Annotated in this window: 15 protein-coding genes and 1 pseudogene; 6 read left to right on the forward strand and 10 right to left on the reverse strand. The window is 69.0% G+C overall.

The window, feature by feature from the left end; all coding sequences use genetic code 11:
• Nucleotides 1-13 precede the first annotated feature (13 nt).
• From ACFUNE_RS11750 to ACFUNE_RS11770, 5 genes are read right to left on the reverse strand one after another with little or no spacing between them, the layout of a single operon-like run.
• Nucleotides 14-808 (reverse strand): thioesterase II family protein, encoded by a 795-nt coding sequence (locus ACFUNE_RS11750; protein ID WP_383565297.1) that lies wholly within the window; start codon nt 806-808, stop codon nt 14-16.
• Nucleotides 805-1944: an alpha/beta hydrolase gene (locus tag ACFUNE_RS11755; protein WP_383565299.1), complete on the reverse strand. Its 1140-nt coding sequence runs from the start codon at nt 1942-1944 to the stop codon at nt 805-807. Before ACFUNE_RS11755 ends, ACFUNE_RS11750 begins: the two co-directional genes overlap by 4 nt.
• On the reverse strand, nt 1941-2696 hold the full coding sequence (locus ACFUNE_RS11760) for a 2-oxo acid dehydrogenase subunit E2 (protein WP_383565301.1): 756 nt from the start codon (nt 2694-2696) through the stop codon (nt 1941-1943). Before ACFUNE_RS11760 ends, ACFUNE_RS11755 begins: the two co-directional genes overlap by 4 nt.
• On the reverse strand, nt 2693-2926 hold the full coding sequence (locus ACFUNE_RS11765; protein ID WP_383565303.1) for an acyl carrier protein: 234 nt from the start codon (nt 2924-2926) through the stop codon (nt 2693-2695). Before ACFUNE_RS11765 ends, ACFUNE_RS11760 begins: the two co-directional genes overlap by 4 nt.
• Nucleotide 2927: 1 nt before the next feature.
• A complete protein-coding gene (locus ACFUNE_RS11770) occupies nt 2928-3968 on the reverse strand; it encodes a 3-oxoacyl-ACP synthase III family protein (RefSeq protein ID WP_383565305.1) in 1041 nt (346 codons plus the stop codon).
• A 274-nt stretch (nt 3969-4242) separates the two neighbouring features.
• Between ACFUNE_RS11770 and ACFUNE_RS11775 the strand changes: the two genes are divergently transcribed.
• A complete protein-coding gene (locus ACFUNE_RS11775; protein ID WP_383565307.1) occupies nt 4243-4659 on the forward strand; it encodes an alpha/beta fold hydrolase in 417 nt (138 codons plus the stop codon).
• A gap of 261 nt (nt 4660-4920) precedes the next feature.
• The gene (locus ACFUNE_RS11780) at nt 4921-5439 is read left to right on the forward strand and encodes a hypothetical protein (protein WP_383565309.1); all 519 of its coding nucleotides are present in this window, start codon (nt 4921-4923) and stop codon (nt 5437-5439) included.
• Between the two features lie 94 nt (nt 5440-5533).
• On the opposite strand, the gene ACFUNE_RS11785 is transcribed toward ACFUNE_RS11780, so the two are convergent.
• Nucleotides 5534-5830, reverse strand: a complete 297-nt coding sequence (locus tag ACFUNE_RS11785) for a hypothetical protein (RefSeq protein WP_383565311.1) — start codon at nt 5828-5830, stop codon at nt 5534-5536.
• 181 nt (nt 5831-6011) lie between these two features.
• On the opposite strand from ACFUNE_RS11785, the gene ACFUNE_RS11790 reads away from it, so the two are divergent.
• A complete protein-coding gene (locus ACFUNE_RS11790) occupies nt 6012-6713 on the forward strand; it encodes an alpha/beta fold hydrolase (RefSeq protein ID WP_383565313.1) in 702 nt (233 codons plus the stop codon).
• 386 nt (nt 6714-7099) lie between these two features.
• Nucleotides 7100-8034, forward strand: a protein-coding gene (locus ACFUNE_RS11795) for an IS5 family transposase (RefSeq protein ID WP_383565315.1) whose coding sequence is annotated in 2 segments (ribosomal slippage) — nt 7100-7538 and nt 7538-8034 — 936 coding nt in all. Because the reading frame shifts where the segments join, the coding sequence is not laid out codon by codon here.
• Nucleotides 8035-8051: 17 nt separating this feature from the next.
• Here ACFUNE_RS11795 and ACFUNE_RS11800 read toward each other — a convergent pair.
• Nucleotides 8052-8636 (reverse strand): annotated as a pseudogene (locus ACFUNE_RS11800) (GNAT family N-acetyltransferase).
• A 398-nt stretch (nt 8637-9034) separates the two neighbouring features.
• Here ACFUNE_RS11800 and ACFUNE_RS11805 point away from each other — a divergent pair.
• The gene (locus ACFUNE_RS11805) at nt 9035-10267 is read left to right on the forward strand and encodes a glycoside hydrolase family 64 protein (RefSeq protein WP_383565317.1); all 1233 of its coding nucleotides are present in this window, start codon (nt 9035-9037) and stop codon (nt 10265-10267) included.
• Nucleotides 10268-10350: 83 nt separating this feature from the next.
• Here ACFUNE_RS11805 and ACFUNE_RS11810 read toward each other — a convergent pair whose 3' ends face one another.
• Nucleotides 10351-11232: an NAD(P)-dependent oxidoreductase gene (locus ACFUNE_RS11810; RefSeq protein WP_383565319.1), complete on the reverse strand. Its 882-nt coding sequence runs from the start codon at nt 11230-11232 to the stop codon at nt 10351-10353.
• A 96-nt stretch (nt 11233-11328) separates the two neighbouring features.
• Here ACFUNE_RS11810 and ACFUNE_RS11815 point away from each other — a divergent pair, with 96 nt between their 5' ends.
• Entirely contained in the window at nt 11329-11754 is a 426-nt protein-coding gene (locus ACFUNE_RS11815; RefSeq protein WP_383565321.1) for a winged helix-turn-helix transcriptional regulator, read from the forward strand.
• Nucleotides 11755-12115: 361 nt separating this feature from the next.
• On the opposite strand, the gene ACFUNE_RS11820 is transcribed toward ACFUNE_RS11815, so the two are convergent.
• Nucleotides 12116-13162, reverse strand: coding sequence for a hypothetical protein (locus ACFUNE_RS11820; RefSeq protein WP_383565323.1), 1047 nt, complete (start codon nt 13160-13162; stop codon nt 12116-12118).
• A gap of 270 nt (nt 13163-13432) precedes the next feature.
• A complete protein-coding gene (locus tag ACFUNE_RS11825; RefSeq protein ID WP_383565325.1) occupies nt 13433-14611 on the reverse strand; it encodes a hypothetical protein in 1179 nt (392 codons plus the stop codon).
• Nucleotides 14612-14628 lie beyond the last annotated feature (17 nt).

Consider the following 14628-nt stretch of genomic DNA (forward strand, 5'->3'; position numbering starts at 1 on the left):
GCCTCACTCTCGTTCAGAACAGTTCGGTGAGCACCGTGCGTACGGTGTCCGCCACGTGCACCAGCCGCGGCGTCAGGTAGAAGTGGTCGCCCGGCAGCACCTGGAGCTGGAAGGGGCCCGTGGTGTGGTCCCGCCAGCGGGCCGCGTCCTCGACCGGCACCAGCGGATCGCGGTCCCCGATCAGCGCCGTCACCGGGCAGTCGACCCGTGCACCGTGGTCGGGGGCGTACGCCGTCAGCGCCCGGTAGTCCGCCCACAGCGCCGGCAGGACCAGTTCCCGCATGTCGGGCTCGTCCAGGACGGCCTTCGACGTCCCGCCCAGCCACAGCACCTGTTCGATGAGGGACTCGTCGTCGCGCAGCACGGCGGGGTCGACGTGCGTGAGCACCGGAGCCCGACCGGCGGAGACGAACAGCGCCCGGGGACGCGGACCGAGGCCCTGCTCGCCGAGCAGCGCGGCTTCGTAGGCGACCAGCGCACCCATGCTGTGCCCGAAGTACGCGACGGGTCCGCCGCCGGTACGCGCGGCGACGGCGTCGGCGGTGTGCCGGGCGAGTTCCCTGATGTCCTCGACGGCCCGGTGCCGGCGTCGCTCCAGCCGGCCGGGGTACTGCACGACGAGGACCCGTACGTCGGGGGCGAGGGCGCGCGCCAGCGGCCCGAAGAAGGCGGCCGAACCCCCCGCGTGCGGCAGTACCACGAGGCTGGGGGCGTCGGTGTCGGCGGACGCGTACTCCCTGAGCCAGTCACCGGCCGCGCTCACCCGCCCCGGTGCGGTTGTCTGTCGTGCGGTCTCTGTGCCGCTCATCGGGCCGCCACCGCGCGTGCGGCATCGAGGGCACCCGCGAGACGTTCGGTGACGCCCGGGTCGGCGTCCGGGCGCATCAGCTGGACGGCGAGCAGGCTCCACAGCCGGGTCTCGGCGAGGTGCGCCGGCGCCCCGTGCACGTCGTCGTGTGCCAGCCGCCGCAGATCGGCCACGTTCTTCTCCAGCCTTTCGGCGTCCCGCGGCGGGATGATCTCGTCACGCCGGGCCGTGACCACGGCCAACGGCACGGACAGTGAGCGGAGTTCCGCGTCGCTGAGGCCCCAGTCCCGTATCCGCTCCCAGACCTCACCGGCGGGCACTCCCACCAGGTGGGCGAGCGTGTCCCGGGTGATCCTGGGGACCTTCTGCTGCCACTCGGCGTCGGTGAAGAAGTCGTGCACGGGCAGACCGTTGCCGACGATGCCCCGGATACGGGGGTCGGTCAGGGCGGCTCGGACGGCGAGGTGGCCGCTGAAGCTGAGGGCCAGCAGATAGCTCCGGGAGACGTCCGCGCGGCCCGAGACCGCGTCGAGGACGGCGGGGAACAACCTGTGGCTGTCCGGGCCGTACGCCAGGGGGTTCTCGCCCACGCCGGGGAGCTCTGCGACGACACCGGCGAGACCAAGCGCCACGATCTGGGGCAGTACCGGTCCCCACTGCTCCTTGGTACTGACGATGCCGCCCGTCATCACCAGGAGCGGCCTCGGGTTCGCGGCGTCGAGCCCGGCGGTCCAGATCCGTACCGGTACGCCGTCGACGAGCACGGTCTCCGGCTCGATGCCGGTCGGTGAGGCGCGCCTCCACCGGTCGAAGGCGTCCACGCTCCGCTCCAGGGAGTGGGCACGGCCGGGGCCGTCGACGTACGGGAACCTGCCCATGGTGTAGAGCTGTCCGGCGGCGAGGACGTCCCCGGCCGCCTCGCGCTCCTCCCCCGCCCGGACCCACTCGTGGGCCCAGGATCCGGGCCCTTCCCCGGTGTCGGTGGTGATGCGATCGAGCAGGCCGGCGTAGTGGTCGGCGGGCAGTTCCTGGGATATCGCGTGGGCCACCACGAACTGTTTCAGTTCGGCGAGATCGTTTCCTTCCGCGCCGGGCACGGCCGGGCCGGGCCGTCGGTGCTGCCGGATGTCGCTCATGCGGGAACCGCCTCCAGTGCGTCCTTGATCTCGGTGAGGACGTCGGCCGCTTCGGCGCCGTCGATCACCCGGTGGTCGAAGGTGAGGGAGAGTCGCAGCACCGGGGCCACGGCGAGGGCGCCGTCGCGGACCACGGGCCGATCGGCGATCCGGCCGACGCCGAGGGTGACGGTGGTTCCTCCGACGGAGTGGAAGCCGTCCACGGCCCGGTGGCCGAGCGAGGTGACGCTGAACGTGCCGGTGATCTCCGGCCGACGGTCGAGGATGCCGGCCGCGGCGCGGAACCGGTCGAGGGCTTCCTTGAAGGGCAGTTGACGCAGCGCCCTGATCCCGGCGAACTCCTCGGCGGTGTCGGGGTCCTGGGCGGCCACCCGGTCCAGGTGCTCCTGGATGTCGGCCAGGCCCGAGTGTTCCAGGTCCGGGATCACGGTCGCGAGAACCACCCGCTGTCCGTCGAGCACCCGGTCGAGGGTGACCTTGGCGCTCACGGTGTCGAAGGTGGCGATCGTCGGATCGAGCCGTCCGTGGATCGCCGCGTTGGCCTCCGGATGCTTCGCCAGGACACCTGCCGCCGCGTGCACGACGTACGAGACGACCGAGCTCCGCAGGCCCTCGTCGCGGGCGGCGCGCCGTGCCGCGACCAGGGCGGTGGCGTCGACCTCGGTGTCCAGGTGGACGGGCGCGAAGTCCCTCGTCTGGTCGAGGAAGAACAGGGTGTGTCTGCGCTGGGTGGGAAACGGACGGCTGGTCAACGGATCACCATTTCGTAGAGGGACCCCAGATCACCGGCGTCCAGGAAGTCGGGCAGGGACAGCTGCCGCCCGACGTGTTTCTCCAGTGCCACCAGCAGTCCCAGCAGTTGTACGGAGTCCCAGCCGGCCAGTTGGTCGAGCGCGCGGTGCAGATCGCTCTCGGCGAGTTCGATGCCGGTCTGGTCCCGGACCAGCTCCGTGAACTCGTCGCGCGTCAGGACGTCGCTCATGTCAGGCACCCCCGGCCAGTTCGAGTGCGAGGCCCGCCTTGGTCCACTTGCTCGACTCGATGGCGACCGCGATGGCCCGCGACGGCCCGGTCATCCGGGTGAGGAGCTTCTCCAACTGGAGGAAGAGGAGGGCGTTGCCGTTGTTCCCGGTCTCCCCGACGAGGGTGATCTCCTGCGCGAGCGGCAGGTCGAGCCGCTTGACGATCTTCTCGGTCATGGTGACGGAGAGCTGCGGCGGCAGCAGATGGTCCACCTCGTCCCGCGCCCAGCCGAGATCGTCCAACAGTTCCTGCACGACCTCCTCGGCGAGTTCGGGAACGTGCTCCTCGATGGCCTTGTAGTCCTCCTGGGCCGGTGCACGCCCCGAGTGACGGTCCGCGATCCCGTACCAGTGCAGGATCTGCCCGGGCTGCCGGTCCAGGCCCGACAGCCGGGTCAGCACCGCGCGGATCTCGGGGACGCCGGGCCGCTCCTCGGTGGTCAGTACGGCGGCTCCCGCTCCGTCACCGAACAGCAGGTAGTTCACCAGCTCCTCCGGTGGCAGGGACTTCAGGTCGGCGGTGACGTCGTAGTGTTTGGCGATCACGTCACCGCCGATGACCAGGGCGGTCCTGTAGCGTCCGGTGGCGAGCAGCGAGGACGCGACATCGATGGTCTGCACGGCGCCCGAGCAGCCGGACTGGAGCTGGAACGTCGGGATGCCGTCGATTCTGAGCCGGTCGGCGATCACATTGACCGTTGCCGGCATCAGAGTGTCGGGGGTCGCGGTGCCGAGCACCACCACATCGATGTCCCCGGCGGAGAGCCCGGCCCCGGCCAGGGCTCTCGCGGCGGCGATCTCACCCAGATCCGCGAGGGACTGCCCCGGCCGGCCGGTGGCCAGGTCGATGGCCAGGTGCCGGGTCCTGGTCCCGATGAAGGTGTCGACCCACTGCTCCCAGAGCTGGTCCATTCCGAAGCGTGCGGCCAGGGCGGCGGTGTCGATCGGTGGCCCCGGCAGCGCCGACCCCACCGACAGGACACGCACCGTGCGGTCGCTCATGGCGGACTCCTTTCGCGTTACCGATTCCGGACGCTAAGGTCGCCGCCTAAAGCGGAACTAAGACCGCCTGGCGCGTGGATCGCTCAGGCGGCGTGCGGTGGGACGCTGATCCCTACGGTGCTGCATGGTGGCGTGCGGATCAGCGGACCGCCGAGGCTCGGCAACCGGGCTGCCCCTGCCGGTCGGCCTTGGCCCATGCGCACCCCTGCCACATGCCCGCCACGCCCCGCAGCTGGGAACGGTGGATGCCTGCTACCAGGCAAAGGGCTTCCGCGTGGTGGCCCCCGCCCACCCCGGCTTCGAGGCGGAGGACGAGGCGCTCAACGCCGACCCGGCCCCCATCGAGGAGCTGTCCGTTCCCGCGATCATCACGTCGCTGGAGAAGCTCATCGACGAGCTCGGCACTCAGCCGATCATCGTGGGCCGCTCCGCCGGCGGTGTCTTCACCCAGATCCTCCTTGGCCAACGTCCACCCCGCCACGCCGACACGTACGTCGATCACCACAACGAGAGCCGAGCGCCCCTGCTGTTCGTCGCGGGTGAGCACGACCACCTCAGGCCGCCGAGGATCCAGCGCTCCAACGCCAAGCACCACACGTCGAACACAGTCACCGAGCTCGTCGAGATTCCGGGCCGGTCCCACCTGATGCCCCCCAACACGGCTGGGAGGAGATCGCCGACCACGCACTGAACTGGGCGCTGGGCCACTCCTGACCGACGCGCCAGGTCCGGTCGGACCCGCATCTTCCCTCGGGTGCAGGTCCGGTCCGGTGTCGGTAGCCCTGACCGAAACTGCCCGGATCACGGACCGTCTGTTCGAGGCCCCGTACGGCGGCCATCCGCCCCTGCGGCAGTCTCACCGGGCCGATCACGCTCACCGTGTCCGGAGCCGGACGGACACGCAGAACGGTCACCGGAGCCTGCGGCTCGCCGACTCACTAGGGTCGGCCCCATGACGAATGACGGCGTAGTCGTGGACGAGGCGATCCGTGCAGCATGGGACTCGTATCGGGTCCTGGAGAAGCGCACCTCCGCCAAGGAGCGCCAACAGGCAGGACAGCGGGCCCAGGCCGCTATGGACACCTACGGGCGTGAGGAGGTGTCCCGGGGCACGGTCTTCCTCGTGGGAGTGCTGACCGGATTCCTGATGACCGAGCAGAACAGCGGGAAGAAACGTCTGGACCCGCTCAGTGACCTGATCCCCGCTGTGATCCGCAAGCTCCCCACCTTCGAGCTGGCCGACCCGGCCCAGGTACCCATGGTCACCGGTGTCCTCATGGCCGCGGCGATGGGCATGGACACCGTGGCGTGGCGGGACCGGTTCGGGCAGATCCCACCGGAGGAAGCCCTGGTGCACACCTTCGTGCTGTGGCTGCTCGCCGACCTCTTCGACTCCATGACCGAGCAGCCCGGCGCCATCGACCGGCTCATGCGCGAGACCTTCGAGACCATGCCCACCGAACACAGCTGACGTGCGGGCGGTGCACGGTCCAGCACCGTCCACCGCCCGGGCCCTGCACCTGCGGCACTGCGGTCAGCATGCCGCCTCCCCAGCTTGTCCCTGTCTACTGGAGCATCAGCGACGCACCGACGACCAGGAGAACGGCACCGGCACCGCCGGCGACGGGAGACCCCGTGAGGAGACCCACTCCAACCAGGCCGGCGCCCACCAGCGCGATCCCCGCGCCCCGCTGGAAGGCCGTCCCCGTGATGGTCTCGCCCTCCCCCGGGTTGCCCTGGTCCACCGCGCTGTTACGGGTCAGCAGCTCACCCAGGCCGTAGTTCTGGTCCTGGGCGAACCCCTTGAGCGTGGACAGGTTGTGGGGCGCCACCCCTGCTGTGAGCATGAGGTTCTCCAGCATCGAGTCCTCGATCTGCCCGACGGATCAGCTCCCGGAACCGATCCTCGGTCGGACCGGTGTCGTCCAGGTCGGGTCGGGTCGAGCCGCAGTTCTCGAAGATCGCAGCCGGGCCGGAGGCCGGTGTCAGAGCCTCCCGATAGCGTGCCGGCAACCAGATCTGACGACTCTCCGGGAGACCACCGTGGACATCCTGCTCATCGCCGGCTTGTGGCTCGACGGATCCGCATGGGACGACGTCGTGCCTGAACTCACCAAGCTCGGCCACCGTCCCGTGCCGCTCACCCTCCCGGGCCAGGGTGACGGCGCAGCCTCCGCGACGCTTGACGACCAGCTGGCAGCAGTGCTTGCCGCCGTTGACGCGGCGCCCGGAAAGCCTCTGGTGGTAGGGCACTCCGTAGCGTCGACCCTGGCCTGGCTGGCCGGCGACGCACGACCGGAGAAGGTGGCCAAAGTCGCCTTGATCGGCGGCTTCCCCGCCGCCGACGGGCGTGCCTACGCGGATCACTTCGCGATCGAGGGCGGCGCCATGCCCTTCCCGGGGTGGGACCTTTTCGAGGGCCCTGACGCCGCTGACCTCGACCAGCAGGCCCGGGACCGCTTCGCGTCCGCCGCTGTTCCTGTCCCCGAGGCGGTCGCAAGGGGAGTCGTGCGCCTGACCGACGAGCGCCGCTTCGACGTTCCCGTCGTGGTGGTCTGTCCCGAGTTCACCCCCACCCAGGCCGAGGAGTGGATCGCCGCCGGTGAGAGTCCTGAGCTCGCCCGCGCTACTCACCTCGATTACGTGGACCTCGACTCGGGCCACTGGCCGATGACCACCCGCCCCCGCGAACTCGCCCGCGTTCTGAGCGAGGCTGCCGACTCCTGGGGTGTGTCTGACAAATGATCACCTGGCTGGTTCGCGGAGCCAGGTGCTCATTTGTCAGACACGCCCTGGCGAACCGAACCGCTCGGCCACCGCGCACCCAGCCGTCACGACCGCCAACCTGGCGAACCCCCGGAGACGCGGGCAGCTCGCCTTCCCAGGTCCGGCCTCCTGCCGGCGACGGGTGTCAGCGGTGACGGTCCCGTCGGGCCGGCATCGATGAACGTCCCGCCCGCCCTGCCCGGCTCCGAGACGGACAGGGCGGGCGCGAGCAGCTCGAAGAGGCCGCCTGCAGTGCGCCCTCAGGAGTTCATCGCCTGCACCGACGGATACGTGGATGCCCTCGGCGCCTAGGAGCTGTCCGGCCGATCATGTGACCGTCAGCTGATCTGCTCGTTGTTCCAGGTATGGGGCGGGGAGAACGTGGTGATCTGTCGGACGCGGAGTGGGAGCGGTTGCGGCCGTTCCTGCCGGTGAGCAATGGGCGGTGCGGGCGGTGGCGTGATCACCGGCAGGTGATCGACGGGATCCTGCACCGGGTGCGGACTGGGGTGCAGTGGCGAGATCTGCCGGAGCGGTTCGGTCCTTGGAAGACGGTCTATGAGCGCCATCGACTGTGGTCGGCGAACGGCACCTGGGAGCGCCTCCTGCAGCAGGCCCAGGCCGCAGCCGACGCGGCGGGCCAGATTGACTGGGGCATCTCGGTGGATTCCACCGTCGTGCGCGCCCACCAACACGCGGCAGGCGCCCGCACTGCCCCACCGCCTGCGCGAAAAGGGGGCCAGGTGGCAGAACACCAGGACGAGTCTCCGTGGCAGAGCCTGGTCGGCCAGCTGGTGGAGGTGGTGAGCGAGGTGAGGGCCTGGGCCGCTCGCGCGGTGGCTTCACCAGCAAAATTCACCTGAGTGCCGATGGCCGCTGCCGCCCGCTGTCCCTGATCGTCACCGCAGGCGAGCGGGCAGACTGCACTCAGTTTGTGCCGGTACTGGAGAGGATTCGGGTCCCCCGCCTCGGGCTGGGCAGGCCCCGCAAGAAGCCCGACAGCGTCACGGCGGACAAGGCATACAGCAATGGCCCCTGTCGTGAGTACCTGCGGCGACGGGGAATCCGGCACATCATCCCGGAGAAGACCGACAGCTGGGCCGCCCGCCTGCGCAAAGGATCGCGAGGCGGACGTCCACCAGGCTTCGACGAGGAGCGGTACAAGAAGCGCAACACTGTTGAGCGGGCCATCAACAGACTCAAGAACTCCCGGGCCGTCGCGACGCGATACGACAAGCGCTGCTACGTCTTCCTCGGCACCGTCACCGTCGCCGTGCTCGTCATCTGGCTACGTTCATGATCGGTTGGCCGACAGGCTCAATCCCCTCGGACTCGCGCGTGCAGATGCATGTCGTGCCGGCCGTCGTCATGCATGGCCGCACTGCGCTGGGTTCCTTCGAGCAGGTAGCCGGACTTGGTGGCAACCCCGCAGGAGGCGTGGTTGCGCGTCGAATGCTCCAAGTACAGGCGGTGGAAGCCGATCTCATCCAGCGCCCAGGTTGAGAGTGCTGCCATCGCCGAGGTCGCAACACCGCGGCCGCGTGCAGTCGGAAGAACCCAGTAACTGACCTCGGCGACACCGTCGTTGAAGTCGAAGCCACGCAGCGCAATCCGGCCGAGGGCCTCACCGTTCTTGCGGGCGACAGCCCAGTGACCGCCCTACTCGCTTCCCCAGTCCTGGTGGTAGGCATCGAACCACTCCAGGACGCGCGTCTCCGTCTGAGGGCGGCGCGTGTGCCAGCGGCAGATCTCATCGTCCTGGTAGGCGGAGAGGAACACCGGAGCGTCAGCCGGTCCCCAAGGTCGCAGCAGCAGGCCTTGAGCGGCGGGCAGAACGGGCTGATGTGAGCCCGAGAGTAGACCGAAGGGAACTGAGGGCGGCGTCGACAATTCGCGAGTCACGAGCCATGATCGCCCGACAGCGACGATCCAAGTCAAGGCCAGCCGCATCCCCACCAGACGAACCGTAGACCGTGATCGCCAGGACAGCTCCTAGGGCTGACTCGCAGGCTTCGCCGAACTCGCACCGGCCCCACGCGACCTCGGCCGCACCAGCAGCAACATGCGCCAACCACAGCCCCCATCTGTCGGCGCCGGAATAGTCGCCCGGCCATCCTTCCAACACCCCTGCTCCTGGGCCCCGTTCGCGAAGGAATCGCCGTGGTCCAGACCAGAACGTTGACGCGTCCCTGACCGGTCGATACGCTCCAGGCAGCCGCCTGAGAGCGCTCTCAGAAATGCTTCGAGAGTACTCGCGCGGGGTACCCCCACCGCACAGCCTTCCCGATGAGGAGAAGAGCTTGTCTGCCAACCTCCCTGCCGCTCCAGCCATGCACCGCTCCCGCCGCAGACCTGCCGCTCTGGTCGCTGCGCTCGCGCTGGCCGGCGCGTGTCTCGTCGCCACCCAGGTCACTACCGCCACCGAGGCGGCTGCCGTCCCCGCCACCATCCCGCTCACGCTGACCAACAACTCCGGGCGCGGCGAGCAGGTGCACGTCTACGTAATCGGTACCGAGCTCTCGTCCGGGCGCCAGGGCTGGGCCGACGCGAACGGCACCTTCCATCAGTGGCCCGTCGGCGGCAACCCGCCGACGCCCGCCCCCGACGCGTCCATCGCGGGCCCTGCCAACGGACAGTCGAAGACGATCCGGATGCCGAAGTTCTCCGGCCGGGTCTACTTCTCCTACGGGCAGAAGCTCGTCTTCAAGCTCACCACCGGCGGCCTGGTTCAGCCCGCAGTGCAGAACCCGAGTGACCCGAACGCGAATATCCTCTTCAACTGGACCGAGTACACGCTCAACGACGCAGGGCTGTGGATCAACAGCACGCAGGTCGACATGTTCTCCGCGCCGTACGCGGTCGGAGTGAAGCGCTCGAACGGCTCCACCCTGACCACCGGCCACCTCAAGTCCGGTGGCTACAAGGCGTTCTTCGACTCCCTGCGCAGCCAGTCCGGCGGCTGGGGCGGGCTCATCAGGACCCGCGCCGACGGCACGATCCTGCGGGCGCTCGCCCCCGGGCACGGAATCGAGGCCGGGGCACTGCCGGCCTCCGTCATGAACGACTACGTCAACCGGGTGTGGAGCAAGTACTCCTCGCAGACGCTGACCGTCCAGCCGTTCAAGGACCAGCCGAACACGAAGTACTTCGGCCGGGTCCAGGGCAACACCATGAACTTCATGAACAGTTCGGGGGCAGTCGTCACCAGCTTCCAGAAGCCTGACTCCGACAGCATCTTCGGCTGCTACAAACTCCTCGACGCACCCAACGACCTGGTCCGCGGGCCCATCTCCCGCACGCTGTGCGCCGGCTACAACCGGTCGACGCTGCTGAGCAACCCCAACCAGCCCGACGCGAACAACGCGAACTTCTACAAGGACGCGGTCACCAACCACTACTCCGCCAAGATCCACGCCCAGATGGCCGACGGCAAGGCCTACGGCTTCGCCTTCGACGACGTCGGCGCGCACGAGTCGCTGGTGCACGACGGCGACCCGCAGCAGGCGTACATCACGTTGGACCCGTTCAACTAGGGCGTGGTCACGACCGTGCTGGTCACAGCTGCCCGTTGGGACCTGTGACCAGCACGGTCGCTTCTCGGGCCACAAGTGGCCGGTCAGTGCACCAGCAGGTCGATCATGCCCGTCAGGTCCTCCTCGCCGCTGCCCACAGCCAGGCGTCGGCGCATCAGCTCGAAGTAAGGGCTGAGCAGTTCCGGGCTGACCCCCTGCTGCTCGGCGGTGCTCAGGAAGGTCGGCGTGCCGGCCACCTGCATAGCGAGGTTGGAGACGACACCCTTGGTGTAGTCACCGCTCCGCAGCTGGCCGGCCGTCCGGTGAACTGCCGGGGCCATCGCGACGAGCCAGTCGGCGAGCAACGGGGCGAGCGCCTCGGGATCGATGTCCTCGTTGCGGATCAGAGCGAAGGCGTGCGCGGCCCCGGCGAACATCCCGTACATGGCGCTGAGCAGGGCCACGTCGTGCAGGGCCGCGAAGCCCGCGTTCTCGCCGACGTAGGCAGTGCCAGCCGGGACGCCCAGGGTCTGCTGATGCCGCTCGAAGAGCTCTGGCGAGCCGCTGTAGAAGACGTAGCCGCCGGCTTCCGGGACGCCGATCATCGGAGGGACGGCCATGATCCCGCCATCCAGGTAGCGAGCGCCGCGCTCGCGGGCCCAGTCGGCGCGGGCACGGGCCTGGGCAGGGGTGCTGGTGGTCAGGTTGACCAGGTCCCTGTCGGCCAGGTCGGTGCCGGCCAGCACCTCGTCGACCGAGGTGTCGTCCAAGAGGCAAACGACGACCAGGGTGTTCGCTGCGACCGCCTCAGCGGCGGTGTCCGCGACCCTTGCCCCCTCAGCGGCGAGCCCCGTGGCGTGGGCCGGGGTGCGGTTCCAGACGGTCAGCGGATGGCCGGCGGCAAGCCAGGTGCGGGCCAGCGCGGTTCCCATCGCCCCGAGGCCCAGCAGCGTGACGGGAGTCTTCTCAACAGTGTTGTCTGCCATGCCGACCAGGCTGGCCACAAGTCCGGGGGTGAGCAAGTACGCACTTTGCAGTGGGTGGTTACCTCGCGGTGAGCGAGCAGGTCGGAGGGGTTGGGCATGAGATCACTGAACCGGCCGGGCACACCGGACGGACACGTCTGCGGGATCGACACCGCGATGGAGGTGATCGGCGGCAAGTGGAAGGTGCTGATCCGCTGGGCGCTCCACGAACACCCCTGCCGTCGCTTCGGCGAGCTGCGTCGTCTCCTTCCGGGTATCACCGAGAAGGTGCCGGCCTCTCACCTGCGTGAGCTGGAAGCGGACGGTGTCGTGCACCGTCTCTCCTACGACGAGGTGCCGCCCCGTGTCGAGTACTCACTGACCGAGGACGGCAGGCGCCTCAACGACGCACTCCAGCCGCTGGCCGCCTGGATTCGCGAACGGCCGGCCAGTCGAGCGCTGGAGGAGAAGGCACATGCAAGTTGTCACTGCGCCATCCAGGTTCACTACGACTTGCCCGACGATCCTGGGCGGTGGAGCTGAGCGAGGCCGTGCCTGAGCCCGCCGCGTGGGCTGAAACGCCCACTACGGCAACCCGTACGGCTGACCCAGAACGTGTCCCGCCCGAATTCCCTGCGGCCAACCTCGCCTAAGAGCGGACAACCTCGCCTAACGAGCTCGTGCACGGTTAGCGGTGAGACGTCGAGCTCGCATCGGCGATCATGGCTGTGTGGTGGGGAACCTGACGCGCACAGTGATCATCAGCGACCGGAAGATCACGGACCTGTCAGCCGCTGTGATCGCCGAACTCGTGCCCAGGCTGGGACCGTTGTGGCATGAACGGCACCAGGCCAGGCTTGCATCCCGGCCGCGGAACGGTGGTGCGGAGGACGTCCGCGACGGCTCACTGGAGCAGTTCGAAGTGGGGGTGGTAGGGGGAGGACGGGCAAACGTGGAGCTGCAGGTTGTTGCCGCCGGTGATGTCGATCAAAGTGAAGTTGCCGTCCCGGTCACCCAGGGGCGGCGGGCCCGGGGTCGGCCGGTCCTCCTTGGCGGTCCAGGTCGCGCTGCCACCGTCCCATTCCCATGAGGCGATGGTGAGGAGCGGGACCGCCTCGGTGCCACATTCCAGGCAGGCTCGGTCGACGGGGTCGGTGGGGCTCCAGCGGGTCCAGCCGCCGGTTTTCCAGCCGGGGGCGGTGCAGAGGTTGCTCAGGTAGAGCTCGCCCGGATCGTAGGCGTATGCGTTGTACTGGGCGGGGTCGATCGTCTCCCAGCGGCTCATGTCGTCCAGCTGGTCCCGCATCTCCTCGTCCAGCTCCATGGGGTTGGGAAACTCGGTGACCTGCTCCGGTGAGAATGAGCAAGGCTCCGGGAGGTACCAGCTGTCCTGGACGATCGGCGGCTCGGGCGGTGCGTCGAGGACGTCGGTGACGGTGGCGCAGGACCGCCAGAAGAGGGCGGTCTTCGGGTGCGCCATCTCGTGATCGAAGGGGCACCACAGGACTTGGAGCAGGTCCGCGTCCGGCGGGCAGGGGAAGGGGATGTCGCGGGCATACAACTGGGCGACGGGCACGAGAGGGATCGGGCCGTCGAACCACGGGCGGCCCGCCCTGATCAGATCCAAGGTCTCCTGTTCCTCGGGGGTCCACTCGGGTGCCTCGGGGTCGAGGTAAAGGCGCTCGGCTGCTGCGGTGAGAACGCGGCGCTGGAGCCGGATGTCGTCCGGGGAGTTGATCCTGAGCGCCGCATGCTTGTCGTGCGGTTCTTCGCAGTACGGCCACGGCTCGTCGGCGGGCCACAGGAGCGGTCCGCCGACGGAGCTGTCGTGCACGGTCGGCGATCCGGGCCGCGGGTGCAGCCGGGTCGCCGTGCGCGCCAGCGGGGCCAGTTGCGGGAAGAGCGCGGTGATGTCGAACGGCCTCGGCGGGGTGGTGAATGTGGCATTCATACGGGCATGCTGCCAGCAGCGTCTGACAATGGGTTGAGCGAGCGGTCCCCTTCGGCTGACACCACACATCTCCTCCGAGTCAGCCGGCAGCCCAGAGGAAGATCTCAGCGATATGGAGTCTGGGCCAGGTAGCTGGTCGCGGTCTTCTCGTGGCAAGTGGCGATGCCGTGGCCGCTGCTTCAGGCGGTTGATGCACCGGTCGACGGTGATGCGCTGCTTGCAGGTCTCGAGATCGAACGCCGACCGTCGTGGAGATCTCCGCCGCAGCGGCTACTGCATCAGCTCGGTGTGGGGATGCTCCGGCGATGTCGGGCAGACGTAGATCTGCTGCTTGTGGCCGCTGGCGATCTGGATGGCGGTCGGTTGCCTTGGGACAGGGTCGGTGCCGTGCGGTGCGACGCGGACGTCGCGGGGGACGCGACCACGGTCGTGCACTTCAAAGCCTCGGGCGCGCAAGATGTCGATCACGGCCTGACCCTCCGGGCTTGTGTGGTCGGAGGATGGGCTGATGGGTTCTTGTTCTTCGTGATCCTTCTCCGGGATCCAGCTGCGGCTGCTGGCATCCCATTCGAAGGTCGGGATGGTCAGCAGGGGGACCATCGCGGTGTCGCAGGCGGGGCAGGACTGGGGCCTGGGGTCGGTGTAGCCCCAGGCGGCCCAGCCGCCGACTTTCCACCCGGGCGCGACCGACAGATTGCCCGTGTAGAACTCCTCCGGGTACGACGCGTACCGGCTGTCCACCGCGTCGCCGGCGGCCTGCCACTTGCTCCAGTCCCCAATCTGGGCCCGCACTTCCTTCCTCAGCTCCAAGGGGTTGGGGTATTCGGTGATCTGCTCCGGAGCGAGCAGGCACGGCTCGGGCAAGTAGCCGTCGAACTGCACCACGGGCGGTTCCGGGAGTGCGGCGAGGATGTTGCTGACCGTGGCTGCGGACCGCCAGAACAGCAGGGTCCTGGGCATGAACTGCATCGGAGGGTGATCGAAGGGGCACCACAGCACCTGAAGCAGATCCGCCCCGGCGGGCGCGCGCAGATCTGGCACGTCACGCACGTACAGCTGCGCCAGCGGCAACATTGCCATCGACCCGTCGTACGGCTGGCGGCTCGGCCTCGGTCTCGGGTAGGTCCGCGGGGGCTCGATGCGTCTGAGGATCTTCCGTTCCTGCGGGGTCAGTTCCCGGCCCTGTGCGGCGGCACGGATCCGGCGTCGCAGCCTCAAGTCCGGCGGCGACAGGGCCGGGTTCACCCCGTCCAGCTCGTGCGGACCTTCGCAGTGCGGCCACGGCTCGTCGGCCGGCCACAACAGCGGACCACCGACCGAGCTGTCACGCGCTGACGGAGCCCCAGGCTGAGGGTGCAGCCGGGTCGCCGTGCGCGCCAGCGGTGCCAGTTGAGGGAAGAGCGCGGTGACGTCGAGCGGCCGCGGCGGGGTGGTGAATGTGGCCTTCATAGCGGGCATGATGCCAG

Source organism: Streptomyces sp. NPDC057287 (genome assembly GCF_042667905.1).
Classification (GTDB): Bacteria; Actinomycetota; Actinomycetes; order Streptomycetales; family Streptomycetaceae; genus Streptomyces.